Annotated in this window: 17 protein-coding genes and 1 pseudogene; 13 read left to right on the top strand and 5 right to left on the bottom strand. The window is 46.2% G+C overall.

Translation table 11 applies throughout. The features are described 5' to 3' along the window. Positions 1 to 224 precede the first annotated feature (224 nt). Positions 225 to 932 (top strand): FKBP-type peptidyl-prolyl cis-trans isomerase, encoded by a 708-nt coding sequence (locus Q1Q15_RS01780; protein WP_300455794.1) that lies wholly within the window; start codon positions 225 to 227, stop codon positions 930 to 932. Between the two features lie 106 nt (positions 933 to 1,038). On the opposite strand, the gene Q1Q15_RS01775 is transcribed toward Q1Q15_RS01780, so the two are convergent. Continuing rightward, positions 1,039 to 3,009 (bottom strand): phosphoenolpyruvate carboxykinase (GTP), encoded by a 1,971-nt coding sequence (locus tag Q1Q15_RS01775; RefSeq protein ID WP_300455791.1) that lies wholly within the window; start codon positions 3,007 to 3,009, stop codon positions 1,039 to 1,041. A 181-nt stretch (positions 3,010 to 3,190) separates the two neighbouring features. Between Q1Q15_RS01775 and Q1Q15_RS01770 the strand changes: the two genes are divergently transcribed. Further along, positions 3,191 to 4,099, top strand: coding sequence for a PHP domain-containing protein (locus Q1Q15_RS01770; RefSeq protein ID WP_300455788.1), 909 nt, complete (start codon positions 3,191 to 3,193; stop codon positions 4,097 to 4,099). 25 nt (positions 4,100 to 4,124) lie between these two features. On the opposite strand, the gene Q1Q15_RS01765 is transcribed toward Q1Q15_RS01770, so the two are convergent. Both Q1Q15_RS01765 and Q1Q15_RS01760 read right to left on the bottom strand, forming a co-directional pair. Then, complete coding sequence (locus tag Q1Q15_RS01765) at positions 4,125 to 5,306, bottom strand: MFS transporter (protein WP_300455785.1); 1,182 nt, start codon at positions 5,304 to 5,306, stop codon at positions 4,125 to 4,127. A 19-nt stretch (positions 5,307 to 5,325) separates the two neighbouring features. After that, complete coding sequence (locus Q1Q15_RS01760) at positions 5,326 to 6,024, bottom strand: cytochrome c biogenesis protein CcdA (RefSeq protein WP_300455783.1); 699 nt, start codon at positions 6,022 to 6,024, stop codon at positions 5,326 to 5,328. Between the two features lie 340 nt (positions 6,025 to 6,364). On the opposite strand from Q1Q15_RS01760, the gene Q1Q15_RS01755 reads away from it, so the two are divergent. The 11 genes and pseudogenes from Q1Q15_RS01755 (at position 6,365) to Q1Q15_RS01705 (ending at position 20,592) form a co-directional block, all read left to right on the top strand. Beyond that, the gene (locus Q1Q15_RS01755) at positions 6,365 to 8,542 is read left to right on the top strand and encodes an ATP-binding protein (RefSeq protein ID WP_300455781.1); all 2,178 of its coding nucleotides are present in this window, start codon (positions 6,365 to 6,367) and stop codon (positions 8,540 to 8,542) included. A gap of 9 nt (positions 8,543 to 8,551) precedes the next feature. Beyond that, on the top strand, positions 8,552 to 9,958 hold the full coding sequence (locus tag Q1Q15_RS01750; RefSeq protein WP_300455779.1) for a sigma-54 dependent transcriptional regulator: 1,407 nt from the start codon (positions 8,552 to 8,554) through the stop codon (positions 9,956 to 9,958). A gap of 370 nt (positions 9,959 to 10,328) precedes the next feature. Next, on the top strand, positions 10,329 to 11,369 hold the full coding sequence (locus Q1Q15_RS01745; protein ID WP_300455776.1) for a sulfite exporter TauE/SafE family protein: 1,041 nt from the start codon (positions 10,329 to 10,331) through the stop codon (positions 11,367 to 11,369). A 177-nt stretch (positions 11,370 to 11,546) separates the two neighbouring features. After that, positions 11,547 to 12,026: a hypothetical protein gene (locus Q1Q15_RS01740; protein ID WP_300455773.1), complete on the top strand. Its 480-nt coding sequence runs from the start codon at positions 11,547 to 11,549 to the stop codon at positions 12,024 to 12,026. Between the two features lie 125 nt (positions 12,027 to 12,151). Beyond that, positions 12,152 to 13,834, top strand: coding sequence for a sensor histidine kinase (locus Q1Q15_RS01735; RefSeq protein ID WP_300455771.1), 1,683 nt, complete (start codon positions 12,152 to 12,154; stop codon positions 13,832 to 13,834). A 52-nt stretch (positions 13,835 to 13,886) separates the two neighbouring features. Beyond that, positions 13,887 to 16,250 carry a histone deacetylase gene (locus Q1Q15_RS01730; RefSeq protein WP_300455769.1) on the top strand — a complete coding sequence of 788 codons (2,364 nt, stop codon included), beginning with the start codon at positions 13,887 to 13,889 and terminating at the stop codon, positions 16,248 to 16,250. Between the two features lie 251 nt (positions 16,251 to 16,501). Further along, entirely contained in the window at positions 16,502 to 18,217 is a 1,716-nt protein-coding gene (locus Q1Q15_RS01725) for a PAS domain-containing sensor histidine kinase (protein WP_300455767.1), read from the top strand. A 61-nt stretch (positions 18,218 to 18,278) separates the two neighbouring features. Beyond that, positions 18,279 to 18,728, top strand: coding sequence for a response regulator (locus Q1Q15_RS01720; RefSeq protein ID WP_300455764.1), 450 nt, complete (start codon positions 18,279 to 18,281; stop codon positions 18,726 to 18,728). Positions 18,729 to 18,932: 204 nt separating this feature from the next. Next, positions 18,933 to 19,145 (top strand): annotated as a pseudogene (locus Q1Q15_RS01715) (YkvA family protein); the annotation flags it as partial. A gap of 206 nt (positions 19,146 to 19,351) precedes the next feature. After that, positions 19,352 to 20,197 carry a sodium:proton exchanger gene (locus Q1Q15_RS01710; protein WP_300455761.1) on the top strand — a complete coding sequence of 282 codons (846 nt, stop codon included), beginning with the start codon at positions 19,352 to 19,354 and terminating at the stop codon, positions 20,195 to 20,197. Positions 20,198 to 20,400: 203 nt separating this feature from the next. After that, a complete protein-coding gene (locus Q1Q15_RS01705; RefSeq protein WP_300455758.1) occupies positions 20,401 to 20,592 on the top strand; it encodes a hypothetical protein in 192 nt (63 codons plus the stop codon). Between the two features lie 29 nt (positions 20,593 to 20,621). On the opposite strand, the gene Q1Q15_RS01700 is transcribed toward Q1Q15_RS01705, so the two are convergent. Continuing rightward, positions 20,622 to 20,909 (bottom strand): hypothetical protein, encoded by a 288-nt coding sequence (locus Q1Q15_RS01700; RefSeq protein WP_300455755.1) that lies wholly within the window; start codon positions 20,907 to 20,909, stop codon positions 20,622 to 20,624. Positions 20,910 to 21,072: 163 nt separating this feature from the next. Further along, positions 21,073 to 21,537 (bottom strand): DUF1456 family protein, encoded by a 465-nt coding sequence (locus tag Q1Q15_RS01695; protein ID WP_300455752.1) that lies wholly within the window; start codon positions 21,535 to 21,537, stop codon positions 21,073 to 21,075. Between the last annotated feature and the right edge of the window lie 131 nt (positions 21,538 to 21,668).

Here is a 21,668-nt window from a genome sequence, read left to right as displayed (position 1 = left end):
AGTGTAAAAACGAAAAGATTGAATGCAGCTTTAGACCCGAAATATCTGGAGGAAGTCATGTTCGGCTGACCATTGCCAGTTACCAAGACCATAGGGACCTTATAATATTTACTTGCGTTGGCCCTGTTTTAAAATCGTATGATCATTGCAAAATTCAGGTCTTTTTGCTACTCATATTATGATACGTACTATCATTTAACCCTTGAGAAATTTAGGAGACGTTAATGCAAGCTCATACAAGATATTTTTTGATGTTGACCCTTTTGGTGTTTTTTACCGGTAGTGCTTTCGCAGATGACAACAAAGAACCATCCATTGAAAAAGCAGATCTTGAAAAGCAGATCAGTTATGCCCTTGGATATGATATTGTGGATAAATTAAAAGACAACATCGACCTTGATTCGGAATTTTTCATCAGGGGTGCCCGGGACAGACAATCCAAGGATCTTAAAGTAACACAAGACAAACTAAAAGAATTGTTGGTTTCCTTTCAGCAAATGGCAAGACAGAAGCAGATCGCCCAAATGAACAAAGAATCCAAGGAAAACCGGGCCAACGGCGCCAGTTTTTTAGCGGAAAACAAGCAAAAAAAAGGCGTGATAACCCTGTCGTCCGGGCTTCAGTATCGAGTCCTCTCACAAGGAGACGGTCCCGTGCCCAAAGCAACGGATACGGTGGAGTGTCATTATCGAGGCACCCTCCTAGACGGTACGGTCTTTGATTCTTCCTATGAAAGGGGCGCGCCGGCAACATTTCAGGTTGGCGGTGTGATTCAGGGATGGATTGATGCCTTGCAGATGATGAACGTGGGTTCAAAGTGGGAACTGGTTATTCCTCCGGAGCTGGCATATGGGGACAGAGGCGCAGGGTCGGTTATTAAGCCAGGATCAACCCTGATTTTTGAAGTCGAACTCCTGGGCATTGTGGAATAATGGATGACGATATCAAAAAACGGGTTGCCGGGCTTTAATTTCTTTTCAGGATTGGTGAGGGACAGATTTTAAATCTGTCCCTCACCAATTTAAACAGGGACAGATTTTAAATCTGTCCCTCTACGGTGAATATGTCCGGGGATACAATACTGCCATGGGCTTCCCTTAATGCTGAAAGCGCCTGTTCCTGTTCGGCCAGAATATCAAACAGGGTTTGAGGGACCCCGTTTTCTTTGGCATAGGCTTTCTGCTGGAGTTCCACCCGTTTGAGGATATGATCCAGATATAAAGAAAATTGTTTTGTATAGAGTTCTTTTGTATAGTCTTTATCGATAATCTGTTTGAATAATACGGTCAAATCCTCATACTTCGGAAGATTTCCAATGGGGGTTGAGAGGTAGTCTATTTCATTATGGGCATATCGCTCGAGCCAGGAAAGCCATACTTTTACATCTCTTTTTTCACCAATAAGTTTTGGCGAATCTCCCCCCCGGGCCTGGTCCGTCAAAAAGTAATTCAAGCCTGCCATCACAGGTTCATGCTCTTTTTTGATTTTATCATTCCCAAAGAATTTGAACTGGGCATCCATGTACTCTCCTAAAGAACCCGGAATGAAGGCTGCATTGGCCCAGGGAGATCGTTTAACGCCGGTTGCCCCGACTTCGGTTGCCGTGGCTGCCGAAACAATACAGGCACCGATGACAACCCCGGCATCGGAATTTTTGGCTACCCAGACCGGTGGCATGGTGTCGGCATCCCGTCCACTGTAGGTAAAGACTCTTGTCAGGGCACCTTCGGGATTTTCTGCTTCCGGCGAGTAATTGTCAAGGGATTCGGATCTCAAGGTGCAACGGGAATTGGGATGGGACAATGGAATGGGTTTGCCGTTGTCATCGGTTTTGCCGTCATACCAGTCCCCCTGGAAATTGACCCCTTTGTCCGGATGGGGTTCATTGTTGCCCACCCAGTGGGGCACCTTGTTTTCATCGATCAGTACATTGGACCAGATCACTTCGTGCCCGGGCTGTCTTAAGACTTTCATCAACAGGGGGTCGCCCTCGAGATTGACATCTTCCACAATGCCGAAAATGCCGCATTCCGGGTTGACGGACCGGATACTGCCGTCATCTGCAATCCACATCTGGGCTAGATCATCGCCGATAAAGACATTTCCTGCCATGGCCGTGGTGGTTTTTCCACATCCGCTGGGGGCGGCCCCGGCAAACCAGGTGACGCGATTATGGGGGCCATGGATGCCCGTGATAAACATGTGCTCGGACAATTCCTGCCCGGGATTTTCATATACGGCCTTGTCCACGGCAAATCGGTGATTTCCTTTTTTAAGCAGCAGGGTGTTTCCGGCATAGGTACATTTCCAACTATAGGTTGTCTTGAATTTCCGGTCCATGAAAACCCTTGCATCGGGAAGGTCTTCGGTCCTGTTCAGGCCTTCGCTGTGAACATTTGTAAAGAAATGACCCCGGGCGTCCACTTCTTTGTCAAAATCTGCATAGGCGTTCCTGTAAAGCAGTTCCGCACTGTGGGCGACATAGGTGGAACTGGTTATTTCCAGGGCTGGATTTGATACGGGAGATCCCACAGGACCCCGCATGTAAAATCCAATGATCATGGTCATATCTTTCATGATATCCACCATATTGGACCGGACTTGTTCCAGGGCAGTCGGCCTGTCCATCCGGTTGGCAAGGGAACTGACAAGGTCTTCAGGGTTTGCGATATAATAGGTCCTGTCAATGATTCGGCCCTGTTCGGCAGCCAGGTCAAAGTGAATGGTATGCCCATCCATGGCAAGGGATTGTTCCTCTTTTTTTTCAAGGGCAAGATGTTTGATGAATGCTCTGTCCGCTGAAGATCCGGTATTGACAAAAACAGCACCAGGATTGCAAAGAACGATGGCATTGGCAATTCTCTTTATAATTTCAGGGTGTGTGATCTTAGAAATGCGAGCCAGATGTTCATCATCCATATAGCGTCTGAATATATCTCTGGCAGTTTCCTTGGAATCCACTCGTCCAAGTTCATTGATAATATCTATATTTTTTTCGATATTCGGCATTTAAATCCCTTTCTCTAATAGCATAGTGTTATAAGTGTTTTTTTCGTTCTACCATTAAATTTGTAAAAAACAAATATTATCTTATTTTTTTTCAAAAAAACTTGGATTGTGTTTTTATGATAACCAGTATAAAAACAGGTGGATGGCAAAACTATGACAAATAGAATTAGGAAAAAAATCGATGGATCAAAAAATATTTGCGGATTTACACAATCATACCACAGCATCTGATGGCGATTATACACCCGACCAGATGGTTAAACAGGCAAAAGACCTGGGAATAAAGGCAATTGGGATTACCGACCATGACACATTAAATGGATTGAAAACCGCAGTGGCTGCAGGAAAGAAATACGATATCGAGGTAATTCCGGGGGTGGAGGTTTCGGTTCGGTTTAAACGGTCGTATTTCACAGGGACATTGCATCTGTTGTGCTATTTTCCGTCAACCAGACTGAAGGACCCTGAATTTGTAGATGCGGTTAAAACCATTCTGGCCCAGGGAAGGGGAGAAAAACTGGTAAGGGCAAGGGTTGATGAAATCAACAACGTCTTTGGCCCGGGCCAAAACATGGCTTTATTGAAAAGAAATTTGGCGTATGAGGATATCTCTGGGGTAAGCCATAATGCCACACGACGTCATTTTGCCCTTGTCTTAAAGGAAAAATTTGGCATTGCAGATGCAAAGATGCTCACGTCCATCATTGGAAATGACAGTCCCGCCTATCTGCCCTCCGGCATTGAACTGGAACAGGCCATGGCCATTATCCGGGAAAAAAATATTTTTGCAGCCCTGGCCCATCCGGCAGCCGGATCATTCCCGGGTGATGGCCATTATAAAGAGGTGCTGCCCCCCCTGGAAATCGTCCAGCGAATGCTACCCGAGTTTATTGCGGCAGGGATTCGGGGACTGGAAGTCCATTATCCCGGTCACACCCGGGCACACCAGGACCTGATGAAATCCTGGGCAAAACAACATCATCTGGTGGTGACCGGCGGATCTGATTGCCATGGAGGAACAGATCGTCCATTCGGTTTGGAAGGTCTTTCCCAGTCGGAATTTGTCTTGTTTAAAGCGGCATTGACATGAGCACAAGACACAACCGTGTCTCGCCTCAATGGGCGCTTGACTGGTAAAACCCAATGAGAAGGGAGATCAGGGCAGTAAGGGTGCAGCATCCGGATATCAGGCAGATGGACAGGAGCCCGAAATTTGACCAGATGATACCGCCCAGAAAAGCACCTGCAACCCTTCCGATGCCGGCAATGGCAAAGAACGCGGACATGGTGGACGCCCTTAATTCCGGAACCAGTTCCGTTGACAGGCTCATGGACGTGACAATGGTGAATTCAAAGAAGAAAAAAACCAGGAAAAGCCCTGCCAGAACATAACTTAACCCGATATTCAGGAGGGGTAAAAGAAAATAAGCCCCGGCACACAGAGATACCCCGATGAGAATGGATTTTTTTAATCCGATCCTGTCGGCGAAGAAAACCGTACACCCTTCGCCCAGAATTTCCGAGAGCCCTATGAAAACCGTCCCGAAACCAATGGCAGCCAGGGAAAGGCTGTAGGACTGCTCCAGCCAGGCGCCATAAATGACAAAAAGGTTGTCATTGGCCAGGGACATGAAAAAGACAAACGACAAAATCCCCAGGACTTTTCGGTTTTTAATAATGGTTTTCCAGTTTGACATCATCGGTGTTTTGCGTTTAATGGATCTGGAACGGTTTTTATCCTTCGGCATGATGTTTAATATAATGAAAAAGCAGACAAGGCTGAACCCGCCAAGAATGAAAAAAGGGGTCTGCCAGGAAAATCGCTGGATAACCATCCCCGACAAAGGGATGCCGATTAGCGTTGTTCCCGCCCAGGAAAGTTCGGTAATCCCGATAATTTTTCCTCTTTTTTCAAAGGGAACAAAATCGCTGATAAAGGCCTGGAGGCTGGGGTCAAATATGCTTTTGGCCAGCCCTGCAAGGAAAAGGCAGATCACCAATACGGAATAAACCGGGATCAATCCCACGGCAAAGGATCCAATGGTCAGTATCCCCACTGACAGCAGCATTAACAGTCGATAGCCATACCTGTCGGCAAAACCGGCGCCCACAGGCCCCAATAAAGAGGTGGCCTGGTTGACGGCAATAACAGAGGTGATGGCAGACAGGTCGACATTGAGCCCCCGGGCAAACTCGGGGGCAAACGGATAAATCAATCTTCGGGCAATATTAAATAACAGTTTGGTAAAGGTGGTGATGGTGATAAATCCGGTAAATTTTTTTGGATGGGGAGTCATTGACGGTTCACTAAGTGCCTTACAGGGTGGCAAGAAGTCTGAATTTGTCAAATATCAGTAAAAGGCCGATGGCAATCAGTAGAAGTCCGGAAATTTTATTGACCACCCCGATAAATTTTGTGGCCCGTTTCATGATATCAAGAATGGAGTTGATGAAAAAGGACAGGATAAAAAACGGAATGGCCAGGCCGGCAGAATAGACCGCTAAAAGGAAAATTCCTTCAAGAACCGTGTTCTGATTTCCGGCAACAATTAAAATTGTTCCCAGAATGGGGCCGATACAGGGGCTCCAGCCGGCGCCAAAGGCCATGCCGATGACAAAGGTGCCCATCAGGTGCAATGGTTTTTCCTTGACATGGATTTTCTTTTCAAAATTGAATCCTTTGATATTGATAATTCCCAGCAGATGAAGTCCGAAAACAAGAATAATCCCGCCGCCCAGATATCTGATGACCCAGGAGTATTGTGAGGCAAGTCCCCCCATAAAAGATGCGGAAGCACCAAAAAGAATAAAGATAAACGAAAAACCGGCCACGTAAAACAGGGTGGATACCATCACTTTCTGTCGGGTTTCCTTTTTGTTTTCCGTCAATTCATCAAGGGATAGCCCGGTCATAAAAGAAAAATATGCCGGTATCAATGGCAGAATACACGGAGAAAAAAACGAGAGCAGTCCTGCAAAAAGAGCGGCCGGGTAGGTTATATTTTCAGCAAACATGATGGTATCCTTATTTTTTAATTCATTTCATACTGCTTTAACCTATTCATTTTTTATTGTTTATCAAGACAGGTCATCATTATTTAATCGTTCATAATATTTACAAGGTGTAAAAGAGTTTTCCATCTTCACCGGAGAATCCATAGGGTTAATATTTAATGTATCTGACTGTAAATATTCTATTTTCATTCAAAAATTGCACAATGTTTTCGTTTGGATGCAGTGGTACAATTGTTGCTGAAGATATTGCGTGATAAGCGGCAAGAAAGGGTTTGAACACGGCTATCAGATAACATTTGTGAACCTCAGGGCTTACAATAAATACGGGAAACCATTGGTTTTGGAAATATTAAATACAGGCAGCATCTGGAAGTTAGACCCCACCCTTTCCCAACGATACAAGCGACCGGGAACAGAAAAAAACAGTGTAATGATTGTGGCCCTTACAGCGCTAATCTTTGTGGCGGCAAGTGCGGTGATGTCACAATGGTCTATCCGGGAGATGAGCAAAATCGTCCGCAGGCAATTCAATGAAGAGCAGATGGTGATTGCGCACAATGTCAAAAATTTTATTGAAAGGGAATTTTCCTTTTTAATAAGAGAGATGGAAAATCTTTCCAACGAACTTGAAAGAAATGAAGACCCTGAAAGGGAAATACAGTCAACCCTGGCCCACGTCATTGAATCCGGGATCAGTAAAATTGAATTTCACGACAGGGATGCCGGCATCATTTACACCGGTTACCCCTTTCACAAGGAGATTGCCCGTTCTCCAATTGAAGCGGGTTTGTCCCCTTCCCTTGATCTTGATAGTGGAAAAATAAAGCAAGTAACCGTTTCAAAATTGCAAATCACACCTGCTGGAATTTTTATCATACTGGCATTACCCGTTGGCCACAGCGGATCACGACTCCTTGGTTGTCATGTCAATGTCTCCTGGCTTCTGGGTCCCTACCTTAAAAACATCAAGTCAGGTCAGACAGGGTATGCATGGATCATCGATGGTGCGGGCCGCTTTCTTTTTCATCCGGACATCTCATTTGTCGGCAAGAATGCTTTTTTTGCAAGAAAAGAAAAATATCAGGACATCTCTTTTGTGGAGATAAACAAGATACAAAGACAAGAGATGCTCAAAGGCCGGGAAGGGACGGGATGGTATATTTCAGGATGGCACAGGGGGCTGGTCGGCAGGATGGAAAAGCTGATCGCATACACCTCTGTGACGATTTCAAACGTCCTGCCCCAGCAGTGGTCCATAGCGGTTGTCGCGCCTGTTTTTGAAATAGAGGAAGCGGTAAAGGGAAAATACATGCACCAGTTCTTCATGCAACTGGTCGTGATATTCACCATTATAGCCGGGGCTTCAATTATTCTGTTTTTCGAAATGAAATGGTCTCGGCATATGGAAAATGAAGTCAACAGGCAAACCGAGGCGGTCGTAAAATCCGAGGCAAAATACCGATCCCTCGTGGAAAGCGCTGAAGACTTTATCTTCACCGTTGATCCCTATGGTAAATTTCAATCCATGAACAGCTTTACGTCAATTTTTTTTAAATGCCGGGCTGAAGATTATATGGGAAAGGGACTGTCATCCCTATTCCCCAAAAAAATGAGCAATAGCCTGCAGCCCCTTATCCGTGATGTTTTTGAAAGGGGCAAAAGCATTAGAAAGGAATTTAGACTTGACCTCGACGGTGTGCAGATCGTCGTTGATGCCAACATGGTACCCGTGCGGAGTGAAACTTCAGATGTCACATCCGTGCTGTGCATTGCAAGGGATATAACAGAAGACAAAAAGCTTGAGCGCCACCTGATACACACTGAAAAACTGGCCTCTCTGGGGGTGTTGGCCGCAGGGATTGCCCATGAAATTAACAATCCACTTGGGGTTATCCTGGGCTTCAGTGACCTTATGCTGCGAAAAAAAGACAAATTTTCCCAGGATTATAGAGACCTCAAAATAATCGAACGTCAGGGGCTTCATTGCAAAGAGATCGTTGAGAATCTGCTTGGTTTTGTCCGCACGGGAGAAGACCACAATGACCGACAAACGGATCTGAATCGCTGTCTTGAAGATGCCATCAGGATAGTGAAGCACCGCTTTGACAAAGAAGGCATCTCTTTGTCCACGGAATTTCCGGACACAATTCCCATGGTAAAAGGGGATTCCCGGAAGCTTCAGCAGGTTTTTCTCAATCTGATCAACAACGCGGCTGATGCCATGCCCCAAGGCGGAGGGTTGGCGATCCGTACATTTATGGATACCCATCTTCACATGGTCGCTGTGCAGTTCCAGGATGACGGTGTCGCCATAGAAGACAAGGACATTGCCCATATCTTCGAGCCGTTTTTCACCACAAAGCCCGATGGAAAGGGAACAGGGCTGGGACTTTTTGTAAGTTATGGCATCATCACCGGTTTAGGTGGGATCATGGAATGTGAAACTCGGAAGCCTGTTCCGGCGGATACGGCATGCGGCGGTACAATTTTTACCGTCAAACTGATGGCAATATCTTGAGGAGGATGGATGAACGGACGTATTTTGATCGTTGATGATGAACGGGACATGCTGACACTTCTTGACAGGATTATTTCGGAAGATACCCATTATAAAGCGGTTACGGAAAGCAATCCTGTGAGGGCGCTTGAAATCTTTAGGGCAGAGGAGTTCGACCTTGTCATGACAGACCTGAAAATGCCCGGCATGTCAGGGATCAACCTGATGGAAAAGGTCAAGGCGCTCCGGTCCGATGTATCGGTCATTATCCTCACCGCATATGCCACCATAGAGACTGCGGTGGAAGCCACACAAAAAGGTGCTGATGACTACCTGACAAAGCCTTTCCGCAGGGAAAGGCTTCTGGTAACCCTTGATCGGGTCATGAAATGCCAGAGAGTCTTCCGGGAGAACAGGCGCCTGCGAAAGGCACTGGAAAAGAAGAATGATCTTTCCATCATCGGATCAACGACTGCCATGGCAAGCGTTTTTGATCGTATCCGTAAGGCAGCGCCCACATCTGGAACCGTCCTTATAACCGGTCCCACCGGAACGGGTAAAGAGCTTGTGGCCAGGGCTGTCCATCAAAACAGCAATAGAAGGTCAAAAAAAATGGTTACTGTGAACTGTACGGCAATTCTGGAGAATATGATCGAAAGCGAATTATTCGGACATGTGAAGGGCGCATTTACAGGTGCAACCACAGACAAGAAGGGACTGGTTGAAGCAGCAGACGGCGGTACACTTTTCCTCGATGAAATCGGAGACCTGAAACCCGGGCTCCAGACCAGCATTCTCAGGTTGCTTCAAGAGGGAGAATACAGACCTGTAGGGAGCGTTATAACCAAAAAAGCCGACCTCAGGTTCATTGCCGCCACAAATAAAAATCTTGAGCAGGCCATCCGGGACAATACATTCCGGGAGGATCTGTTTTATCGCCTGAACGTTATCCGTTTGGAAATACCGCCCCTAAGGGACAGGCCCGAGGATATTCCGCTTCTCAGCCATCACTTTCTTCATAAATATGGTTTGTTGAACAGAAAGGAGGTGAAGCGGATCGTACCATCAGCTCTGCAGGCACTTACAGCAAGACCATTCCCCGGCAATGTACGGGAACTTGAAAATATCATTGAACGGGGAGTGATCTTTTGTACCGGTGATACACTGACCCTATCCGATCTGGGCCTTTCCAACCCGGAGGGAAGGGCCCTGCCCGAGTTGAACAGGGGAAGTACCATGCTGAATTTCAAGGATGCCAAAGAAGAAAACATCCGGCTTTTTCATGAACACTATATCATGGCCCTGTTAACGGAAAGTAACGGAAACATCAGCAAGGCGGCTGAAATCGCAGGGATACAAAGACAATACCTCCATCGGCTGATGAAAGAGTCTGCCATAGCGGCCAATGAATTCAGGGAGAAAAAAAATACCCCTTGACAGGCAGGGCTTTTGTGCAGATGTGATAACCGGCCCGTTCAATTTTAGGAGAAGCAGGTGGCAGTTTGATGCCCGCTGCTTTTTTTTTGTCCCAGGGTTAAGGCAGCGCATAAAAAAGCTGTCAACCAGAAAGAGACAACTGAGATTTGCAATTGTCCACTCCCAGGTTTTACCGATGGCCATCCCCTGGCTACCGGCAGATTTTTTAGGATATTTTATATTTATAATCAGCAGGTTAGGCAAAAGTTTGGGTTGTGTCCTATCATGGTATGTTTTTTGTAATGCCCTGTTTATACAAAAGACGGCTGACAAGGAAACAAGCGGTCGAGAGTCTCACAAAAGGTTTACGTATAGATAAAGGAGAAACAATATGGAAGATGCAAAACAGAAAATAACCGGTTTTGAAGTGGCCCAGGACCTGGAAAAAGAAAAAGCAAGCATTGCAGAGCGATTTATCCCTGAGTGGCGTCATATAAGAGCGGCCCTGGGAGGTGTGTTTGTGTTTTTCCTGGTTTTCCTGCTGGGTGTCTGGCTTGCGGGAAATCCCTTTGAAGCGACGGTAAGGATACAGTCAGACTGGACACTTGCCAGCGGGCTCCAGGGAAATGATTGGTGCATTATATGGAGCGTGGTCGGTTTGGCAGCATTTTTCGAATTCATGGATGCATCCGCAGGCATGGGATTTGGAACGGCCCTGACACCCATCCTCCTTGTGCTGGGATTCGATCCCAAACAGATCGTACCTGCGGTTATGATTCAACAGGGGATGGCAGGTCTTGTGGGGGCCTTTCTTCACCGGGAATTTGAAAATGTGGAGTGGAAATTCAGTCCCATGTCTGAAACGGTGAAATTATGGATTATCATCGCGATAACAGGGTGTATCGCCGTATCATGTTCCATCATCGGTATTTATAAATTTTTTCCCATTGATAAAGTCTGGATTAAACTCTATGTGGCAATTCTTCTCGTTATGATGGGGGCAGTTTCGCTCTGGAGTGCTGGAAAAGACAGGCCCTACAAACCCGGTAAAATGTTCGGGTTTGCTGCCCTGGCAGGGTTCAACAAGGGTGTGGGCGGCGGCGGATACGGCCCGGTTGTAACCATTGGCGGGCTTTTATCAGGCGTACCGGTAAAAAGTATGCTGGCGGTAACGGCCATCTGTGAAGGAACCGTCAGTACCTTTGCCATTATTGTATGGCTGGCCCTTCTGACAAGTGGGGTTCAGATAGACTATATCATGCTGCCGTCCTTTATGATCGCAACCATGTTTTCTGCCATTGCAGCGCCTTATATGACAAGGGTTTTTCCGGAAAAACTATGGAAAATAGTGGTACCGGCCTACTGCTGTATTGTCGCTGCCATCTGTTTCTACAAGATAGGCCCCAGCATCTACAAGAAACTGGCTGGTTGATGGCCGTCCGATAAGGATATGGGAGTCTATAGAGGTCTCATATCATACGGCAGACAACTCCCTTCCCGGTAACGGGGAGGGAGGAAAATCAAACGGTTAATATGGCATAACGACCATGACATGAGCAATCGGAACCAACTGACGATAACCCAAGCTTTTTGTTAAAGGAGATGAGACATGAACAACGACTACATCCGAAAACGGACGCAATGTTTTGGTATGAGTATGATGGTAATGGGGGTATCCTTTTTTTTATATTATCTGGGACTTTTTGGCAATGTGGAAGGGCCGCTTTCACCCGGAAAAATAGGTGCCTCCCTGGCAGGTATAGGGGTCACAAAAGCCCACGCACTGATGTTTTTCCTGTCTTTTTTCATCATTGCAATGACATGGAACCATCTGTACAACCTGGTCAGTCTGATGATGGGGTCACGGCTGACCTGCAACCACAAAAACAAGGAGGGTCATATCTGCGGCGCGTTGACCCGAAAAATAAAAACAGGCACCGACAAAAAAAAGGGAGGTGTCAGGTATACATGTGTCAATGGGCACACCTGTTTTAATGCCGGTTTTCGTCCCGTCAAAAAGGGTTCGGTCAGCCACACGGTATGGGTGACAGCGCTGCTGTTCTGTGTCATTATCCTGTATGGCGCATAGCCGATTCGGTTGTTGGCTTCACCTGGGTTACAGGGGGTCAAAGAAATTTCTTATAATAAGGTTTTACAGGACGGTTAAACCTGATATTTTAAACTGGTATTATAGTGGTGCAGGAGGTGCAGGGCATGCCTGACAGATCTTTTACCATATCGGCAACACGAGACTTTCCTTACTACCGCAAGGTATGGAAAAAGGTGGTCGCCATTCTCATTGCTTCCGCTTTCCTGCCTCTTGCCATAATCGGCGGCGGCATGTATGTTTACCTGGCCCGCACAATTAAACATAAAACAATGGAAGCACTTCAGGCAGAGGCTGTTTCCCATAAGCGAGACATTGATTCGTTTTTGACGGAACGGATAATGGACCTGAAACTCATCTCGGAAAACAATGGCCTGTCAAAAATGATGTCACCCGGTGCAATTGAACAGGTCCTTTCCTCGCTGCAACGCGAACTGCCCTGTTTCCAGGACCTTGGTGTCATAGGGGCGGACGGTGAGCACCTTGCCTATACAGGGCCCTACGATCTCAAGGCTAAAAATTATCGGAATACCGTCTGGTTTAAAGCCGTTATGGATGACGGTGTGTCTGTCAGCGATGTTTTTACCGGTTTCAGAAATGTTCCTCACTTTATCATAGCGGTGAAGCGCAATGAGGGGAAGACCCTCTGGATCTTAAGAGCCACTGTCATGTCAAGTCTGTTTGATAATATCGTCACCCAGTTGGCTGGAAACACGAAAGCCGATGCCTATCTGATTAACAGCAAAGGAGACTTTCAGACAAATGCGAGAAAGGGTGGCGAGCTGATGATGAAATCCCAGGTTCTACCCCCTGGCCGCTTTAAAGGGGTGCAGGTTGAAGAAAAAGGCACGACCCTTACATTAACGACCTGGCTTGAGACGGTTTCCTGGCTCTCCGTCGTGAGTATTGACACGAGGGATCTTTTTGAAGATTCAAGACGAGTGAGAAATATGGGCCTGTTTGTTATTCTGTTGGGGGGATTTGTCATCATACTTTCCATCCTTTTTACTACAGACAGTCTGGTGTCGATGCTGGAAGAAAAAAGAAAGAACAACCGCCGCCTGGACCTCAGACTGAGGAGAGCAGCCTTTCTGGCATCCCTAATGAAATTGTCAAAGGGTGTATTCAGTGACCTGACCGATATTCTGTCAAATATTCACGTTACGGGTACGCTGATGAAAGAGCAGATCGGGCTGGCAGACGTCTGTGAAACCGATTTAATGGCAGAACAGATTTTTTCCGAAGCAATAAGGGGCAGAAACCTTATCGATAGCTTTATCCGGTTTGCCGGACCGGAAGATCCGGTGATCATGGCGGTGGACATCCACATGATGTTAGACCATATCATCGTTTTTTTGAGAACGGCCCTGATTGAAAAAAATATAGGTGTCATTACCGATTTCCAAGCGGGATTTCCCACGGTCAGAAGTGATGGAAATGCCCTTTGCCAGGTTTTGTTGACCCTTCTGGTGAACGCTGCTTCAGCTGTCAGTGCGAATGGGTCTATCTTCGTATCCACATCCATGAAGGAAAATGGCGTGATGATTTTAATCTCAGATGACGGACCTGGTCTGGGGAAGGCAGATATGGAATACCTTTTTGAGCCCCAGTATTCGACGGATCGGGGGGATTCTGGATTCGGCCTGTCCATTAGCCGGGACATCATGGAAAGAATAGGCGGGAGAATATCTGTCAGAAACGGGGAAGAACATGGTGCCGTGTTTGAGGTCCAGGTGCCGGGGGGATTTGTCTGGGAGTATCCAGATGCGAAGGGTGTGATTCCAAATTGATGAGACGTCTCATGCAGTTAACAAAATATTAATTTCAAGGCCTATTCGCTTGATGATGCTGACACGGGAAAATATAAAACAGGCCATAGATGCCATCGGCAGAAGAAAACCTGAAATCGCCTATACGCTGAATGCCATGCTGGGAAAGGGGCGGATCGATGTACCGCCGGCATCAGACGCTGGGGAAGATAATCGGTTATACTTTCTTTTTGGCAACACCCAAGCCTTTGTCAACAAGGTCCAGTTCTTTAACAGCGGCACGCCCCCCCTTGAGCAGGCCCTGCTGATTCAGTATGGAGAAATGGCACAAAAGCGCAGCCTGATTCATAGGGAACCTTTCACATCCCCGGGAAAACTGGCTTCAAAAACCGATACAGCCGGTCTTTCGCTGATGATCGATTATGAAATCGATGTGGCTGAAGCACAGCTTGAACAGCAGATCGCAACAACAGTTCAAAAAAAGGGTCAGGCCAATGACTCCTGGGCGGTTAATTTCCTGCGGCAACGACTCAAACGGCTGTCAGACATAAGAAACGATGGATCCGGTCAAACCGATGTCAAGGTGTCTGAGGACGATCCCCGGATATTGTTCCAGGGGATCATAAGCGACTATACACGAGCTGCCTTTATGCGGTTTTCCTTTTCCCGGGAAAGCCTGATGCAGGCGGCCCGACTGAATCTGGAATTTTTTCACATCCGCTTCCTCTTAAACTGTCTGGTTTCGGGTACGGACAACCTGCTGTTTGCCTGTATTGTGAAAGGGGAGTTACAGGGATTGGTTTTCCTGGAAATAATCAGAAAATTGTTTTACAGGGGAATTGAAGTAAAATATATTGCAACCCGCAACAATACCTCTTTTCAAAGCGATTCTCACCCTGTCAAAGGCGCTGGAACGTTTATCATGGCAGGCGTCTGGATGCTCTGGAAAAGCTATTTCCATGATGTAAAAGAGATTTTTCTTGAATCGGAAATTCAAGCTGAAGGATTTTACGTATCCATTGGATTCCACACCCGGGGTCCGTACAAGTATATACTCAAATCTCCCGAGGGGAGCCTTTTAACAACCATTGCAGCAATGGCAGTGTTTTCAAATAAGACGTATCCCTCGGTCATCAGTCATCTGTGCAAAAGAATTCCCGGACGGATAAGAAGTCTCAAACGCCGGAAAGATTTAAACGGACAGAGAAAGAGAGCCCTGGAGTTCATCAAAATCGCGCTTCATCCTGCCAGTTCCAACCTTCTGGCCCGGGCAACCATGGGCACACTCCTTAAAAACAAAAACCGTATTCCCGAGGGAGAAATGCTGCTTGCCCTTGCAAAAGCCTTTGGCCGAATGGAAACGGATCCGAGGCAAACGGCGCTCACCCTGCCTGTAGCCGTGGTCATCGATAGAAGATCCTGGAAGCATCTTATGGGGGTTACCCATCTTGAAAATTACAGGCGTATAAAAGCTGTGGAGGCGGTATTGAAAAACAGATGTCTGGATGGAAAATGGGTCAAGATCCCCTCCCGTTTTGCTGAAAAAAATGAACTGACATGGGTGCACACCCTTGAGTATGTTAAGAAAGTAGAGAAAACAGCCGGGAAAGGTCTGTCTTCTTTTGATGTGGACACCCAGACCACAGAAGGGTCCTGGTCAACGGCCAGGCTGGCGGTGGGCGGCCTTTTCTCTCTGCTTGACGGGATACGGTCAGGTCGGTCGTCCAGGGGCTTTGCATTTATAAGGCCGCCGGGCCATCATGCAAAACCCGCCAACGGCATGGGATTTTGCATTTTCAACAACATTGCCCTGGGGGCAAAGTACCTGAAACACAGGTACAAGGTTTCTCGGCTGATGATCATTGATATTGACGTACACCACGGCAACGGTACCCAGGAAGTGTTTTATGATACCGACGAAGTCCTTTTTGTCTCTATCCATGAGTCAGGATCCTTTCCCGGAACAGGAAAGATTGAAGAGACGGGAATCGGAAAGGGCGAAGGGTTCACCATCAATATCCCCCTGGAAAAAGGCGGCCGGGCAAGGGACATCGGAAGGGCCCTGTATTTTGTCGCAGGGCCGGTTGCCCAGGCGTACCAACCTGAAATGATACTGGTTTCTTTCGGCTTTGACCTCTACATCCATGACCGCCTGGCAGGAATGAAAGTGACACCCAGCGGATACGCACGGATAACCGCGCTCCTCCTTGAAATTGCAGCGCATTCTGCCGGAGGAAAGATCGCCTTTGTCATGGAAGGGGGATATAGCCTAGAGGGTATAAGGGAATGTGGCCTAACCGTCATGAAAGAAATCTGCAATGTATCAAAAGAAAGCGAAGATAAAATAGACCGCATCCGTAAAAGCGATCTCAGCCGGCTGTCCAACCTCAAGAAGGTCATTAACATTCATAAAAAATATTGGGAAGTCCTTCCGTAAACGGATCAGACTGTCACATGACACTTTCCACCCCCTGTCTCCTGTCCGATGACAATCTGTTCAAACGTCCGGGTCTGTAGTTTTTGTTGTATTGAAATAAATTATAAAATTTCAATATGTTATGTGGACATCCCAGGAACAAAACCCTTTGGCACATTTATTGATAATCTAATCAATTAAAAGCGGTTACGTGATGGAGAAAGCAAGCGGGGATACCCCACATCCAAAAACTGCACAGGCAAGGAGGCTGAATGGATAAACGCATTGAAAATAAGAAAAATATACAGTATTCCCATCTCTTTCGCAGGTTCATTTTACTCACTATGATCTGTTCTCTTGTTCCCCTTCTCCTTGCCGGATGGGTCATCAATATCCGCTATTCCCGGTTTGCCAGGGAACGGATGGAGAAAACCCTTGAGACCAGAGTCGACTACCATCGGAAAATTATTGAAATCTTTCTAAAGGAAAACAAAACCAGGCTCGACTTTATTGCCCGGACGCACACGATTGCTTCCCTGAAGGCAAAGGATCAACTGAACCATATTTTAAAGAGTCTCAATCGTGATTCCTGGACGCTGACCGATATCGGGATCATTGATGAAAATGGAGATCATATGGCTTATGTAGGGCCTTATGACCTGATGGACAAAAATTACATCGACACATTCTGGTTCAAAGAAGTGATGGAAAGGGGAAGTTATACCAGTGATATGTTTATGGGGTTCCGGAAAGAACCCCATTTTGTAATGGCCGTTTTAAAACATGAAAATGGACGGCGCTGGATACTGAGAGCCACTGTCAACACCGAATGTTTTCGTTCCCTGGTGGAAAATGTAAGGATCGGTAAAACCGGACAAGTTTACATCCTGAACAGCAAAGGCATTTACCAGACCAGTCCCAGTTCCGGCGGAGAAATTATGACACTGGCTCCGGGATTTGAAAGTAAACTTCATGGGGATGTGACATTCAGATTTCTTGAAGCAAATCATACGGACAGAAAGGTAAGACAAATTGTCTGCGAAACCTGGTTAAAAGATCCCAGGTGGCTTTTGGTGGTGAGAGTTAATGAAAACGAGTTTTTTGAAGAGGTCCGCTATGCCAACAGGGCCACACTGGTCTCCCTTCATTTGAGTGCGCTGATAATCTTAATTGTCACTGTGCTCATCACCCGGCACATGGTTTCGGTTATTAAACGAGGAGACCGCGAGGTGGAACAGATGAATGAGCAGCTCATCCAGGCGGGGAAACTGGCATCCATAGGAGAACTGTCTGCAGGGGTTGCCCATGAAATAAACAATCCCCTGGCCATTATCATGACCGAAATTCAACTGCTTCTGGATTCGAAAAAAAGAACACCCATAACAGACCAGGCCTTTGGAGAACAATTTGTTGATTCCCTTGACCAGATAGACAAACAGGTCCTCCGGTGCAAACATATTACCCGAAACCTTCTGAAGTTCGCTCGAAGAACCCACTCTGTCATGGAGACAGTGGATATCAATGTATTCTTAAAAGAAGTGATTGATCTGATGGAGCGGGAAGCCAAATCGGACGGTATAAAATTCACGCCCATACTGGACGACAGTCTTCCGACCATCCTGTCTGATCCCTCACAGCTCCAGCAGGTGTTTCTGAACTTTATCAACAATGCCATAGAGGCCCATGAAGACAATGGTTACGGTGTCATAACCCTCACCACTGGCCTTGCAAAGGACAAAAACGGCATCGTCATTACCGTGGCGGATACAGGCAGCGGCATAAGCCACCAGGACATTGGGAGGATTTTCGATCCGTTCTTCACGAAAAAATCTCCGGGACGGGGCACAGGTCTGGGACTCTCTATCTGTTACAGTATCGTAAAGCAGCTGGGCGGCTATATCCATGTTGAAAGTGAGATGGGCAAGGGAACGTGCTTTACCCTGACCTTTCCGCTCAAACCGCCCGAAGATCTTAATATGCAAGGATGACAGTGATGTTATATGCAGGAAGTATGAACAAATTCGAAACCCTTTATAAGGAGGAAAAATTATGATAGGAAGTAAAATTTTACTGGTAGACGATGAAGAAATATTTTGCAACAACATGACCAAACTGCTCCAAAACAGGAGCTACAAGGTCACTGCCGTTTACAACGGAGAAAGTGCCATAAAAGCACTTGAACAAGAGAAGTATGATGTTGTTGTCCTTGATCTGAAAATGCCCGGAATGAATGGCATTGCCACCTTGAAGCAGATCAAGGAACTGGGTATTATCACGGAAACACTTCTGCTTACCGGCCACGGTTCCATTGACTCTGCCGTAGAAGCCATCCGCCTGGGTGCATATGATTTTCTCACAAAACCCTGTGAAATTGATGAACTTGTTGAAAAAATCGAGGGTGCCTGGAGAAAAAAAGATGATGCCTGGAAAAAAGATATGGAGGAAAAACTAAAGAAAGTCGTAGAGTCTCCGTCTGCGGTTTTTAAACTGTTCGTCTGACCTTTATGGCATGAGATGATGGGATCCAATAAGACCCTTTCCAGATAAAGGGTCACAAACCGAGCCGCCTTAGCATTTTGTCAACAAGGGGCGGCCGGTTTCCATCCTTTGGCGATTGGAAGGCCTGGCTCTTGTTATAAACCGGAGATTTTTTTGAAAACAATAGAAAAATTAAAAATAATAGTAAAAAACCTTAAAAAAGAAATGATTGCGATTTATTATGCACATCAACATCCGAAAATTACGGTATTACCCAAAATGATTATTTTGTTTACTCTCGGATATGCATTAAGTCCAATTGATCTTATTCCTGATTTTATTCCGGTTTTGGGCTATGTGGATGACCTTTTAATTCTTCCGGCATTAATAATGCTTTCAATTAAATTAATTCCACATGAAATTATGGAAGAATCAAGAAAAAAAGCAGAAAATCAACCCCTGCGACTTAAAAAAAACTGGTTTTTTGCCGTGGGGTTTATATCGATATGGATAGTCCTGTTAACCGCTTTTGTTATATACTATCAATATGGGCAAAATCCGGTATTTTTGGAATAAATTTTTATGCCATTGCAGGAAGTTACACTGTTGAGTAATTATGTTGTAGAAAAATTTGGAGGAAGACCATGAAACAATTCCTTGTGAATTCTGTCGGTCGGCTTGATATGATATGTTGGATTTTGGTGGTTATCTTTTTCTGTGGTTGTTCGTTGCTGTTTGATGGAGACTTCAACCACTCATTTATAGCAGCTGGAGGGGTGGTGCTGGTGATGATTTTGATCGGGTTATCCATTGAGGTCATCATCGAGACCCTGAAGGAGGTAAAGGGTCTTGGCACGATCACCGGTTTCATTACCAATGGGCCGGAGCTTGTCTGTTTAATCGTCGGCCTGGTAGTGGGGGATGTCCTGTTTGCCGCCAGCACGCCTTTGGGGTCGAATTTTATGAACCCGATCCTGTTAATAGCGGCAGCACTGATTTGTCGCGTATTTTTGAAAACCCTTGGAACAAACTGGCGGTATAGTTTAACCTGTATCGTGCTGACGGCCGGCATGGCCGTCAGTTTTTACACTATTCCAATTGCGTATCATATCTATTGGGTGGTGACAGCCCTTGTTGTGTCCGGGGTATTGTTTGTTAAACGACCACCGGAAGACTCTGAAGCGTCCATGGAGGAAGAAGTGATTGCTAAATGGAGCATCTTCCCGGCGATTGTTGTGTTAATTGCCGCCGGGTATTTCCTTGACCCGGTTGTGAGTTTTGCCTCAGAGCAAAGCCATGCGCCAAAAGGGGTGATCGGATTCTTTGTCCTGGCGACACTTTCCAGCTGGCCGGAGTTTAAAAGTTGTCTGGCGCTGTTGAATCGTAAAAAATACCTGGCCGCCATATTGAATATTACCGTGAGCAATATAACGAATATCTGGCTGGCCATCGCGGGTGTTGCCACTTATTTCTTCATGACGGCGGCATGAAATTGAAATCTTAACTTTCGGACGTTAGCTTTAATCGACGGGGTCAGGCTTGCGTTATTGACGCTTTTGCTGAATTTCTTCGCTATTACAGTCTGTTATCAAAAGCACAATAACACAAGCCTGACCCCATATAAATCCTGAGCCGCCTCTACAGCTACCTAAATTCGTTCATTAAAAAAAATCTTCATCTTCACGGTTTCTTCATGATTGTTCTGCTATCTTCCGGCTATTGGATTCTGTTCCCGATGGAGCAACAGGAAACGCTTGTCAGAAAACCGGTTAACCTGACGTCCCTTGTAAACCGTGTTTTGAATGACTATACTGAACTGCTGGCAGCAAAGACGATCGCCAATGAACCCCGGCAATTGATAACCGCCTCCGTTTTTTTCCCTTAGCGGTTGCCTGAACAGGAAGATGAGGCCGTTTACAAGGAGAGAAGATCCGTTATTTCTTCCTGGGTAAGAATGTCACTTTTGTGCCTTCGTCTCCTGTCAGCGTATCTTCTGTTATTCTTTCGTCTGTCCACACCCAGTCGTGACTTTATGATGGACCGCAACCAGATGCGGATGGATTTGCGCTGGCCATTGGGGTTGTCGCGGAAATCATACCGTCTTTCTGTTTTGGACCGGCGGTCGTTATGGGCTCGCCGGTCCTGATTTCTGCGTCGATCTTGCAGATCTGCCTGATTGAAATTGTCTGTCTTGTGACCCATGATACCGTACTCTCGAGGCCTGCTCCCTCATCCCGATAACAAAGACCCATTTCATTGAAGGAGAATTTTTGTTGTGCCTCAGTCTAAGGTTCTGTTTTCCAACGTTATTCACCATCTTCTTAAAATCATACCAGTTTTTATTGCAAATGCAAGAAGAATTTAATTAAATGTCAGGCCGATATGTAAGCTGCATACCGGTTAGAAATTTACGCAGGATCTGATCTTGACAGTCCCGGTAATTTTTATGACCCGGCTTACGGAAGAAGGCACTTAATTCGTGTTTGCTCATGGTCAGATCAGCCCGGTCCAAAAGTTTCAAAACATCCTCGGCTTTAAGATTTAACGCTATTTTCAGTTTTTTGAAAATGATATTATTCGTTAAATGCGTCTCTGGTTCATGCGGTGGTCCTTCTTTTCTGCCACGCTGATCATTGATAAACCCATTCAGAAAAATGGCCAGCTGGGTGTCGGTGAGTTTATGGAACGCCGGATCATCGTCTTTCTTCATCCAGTCGCTGATTTGTTCCCGTGTTACCGGAAGACCCCCTGAACCAAATATTGCCATCATTTTGGTGTCATTAAAGTCGAAAGTATAGCGGATACGGCGTAAGACATCGTTATGGGTCATCAGAGTTTCCTTGTCTAAACTAAAGTCGTGTCACAGGCACTGCTTGCCGGGTTACAGAACTCATTGGTATTGGTGAGCCTATACCTTCCCCTTCTATAAGTCAAGGCCCGTCCTGGGCCCAGCACCTTAAA

This window comes from Desulfobacula sp., from assembly GCF_030145145.1.
Lineage (GTDB): Bacteria > Desulfobacterota > Desulfobacteria > Desulfobacterales > Desulfobacteraceae > Desulfobacula.
The sequence above is the reverse complement of the archived record's forward strand: the minus strand, read 5'-3'. Positions and strand labels throughout refer to the sequence as shown.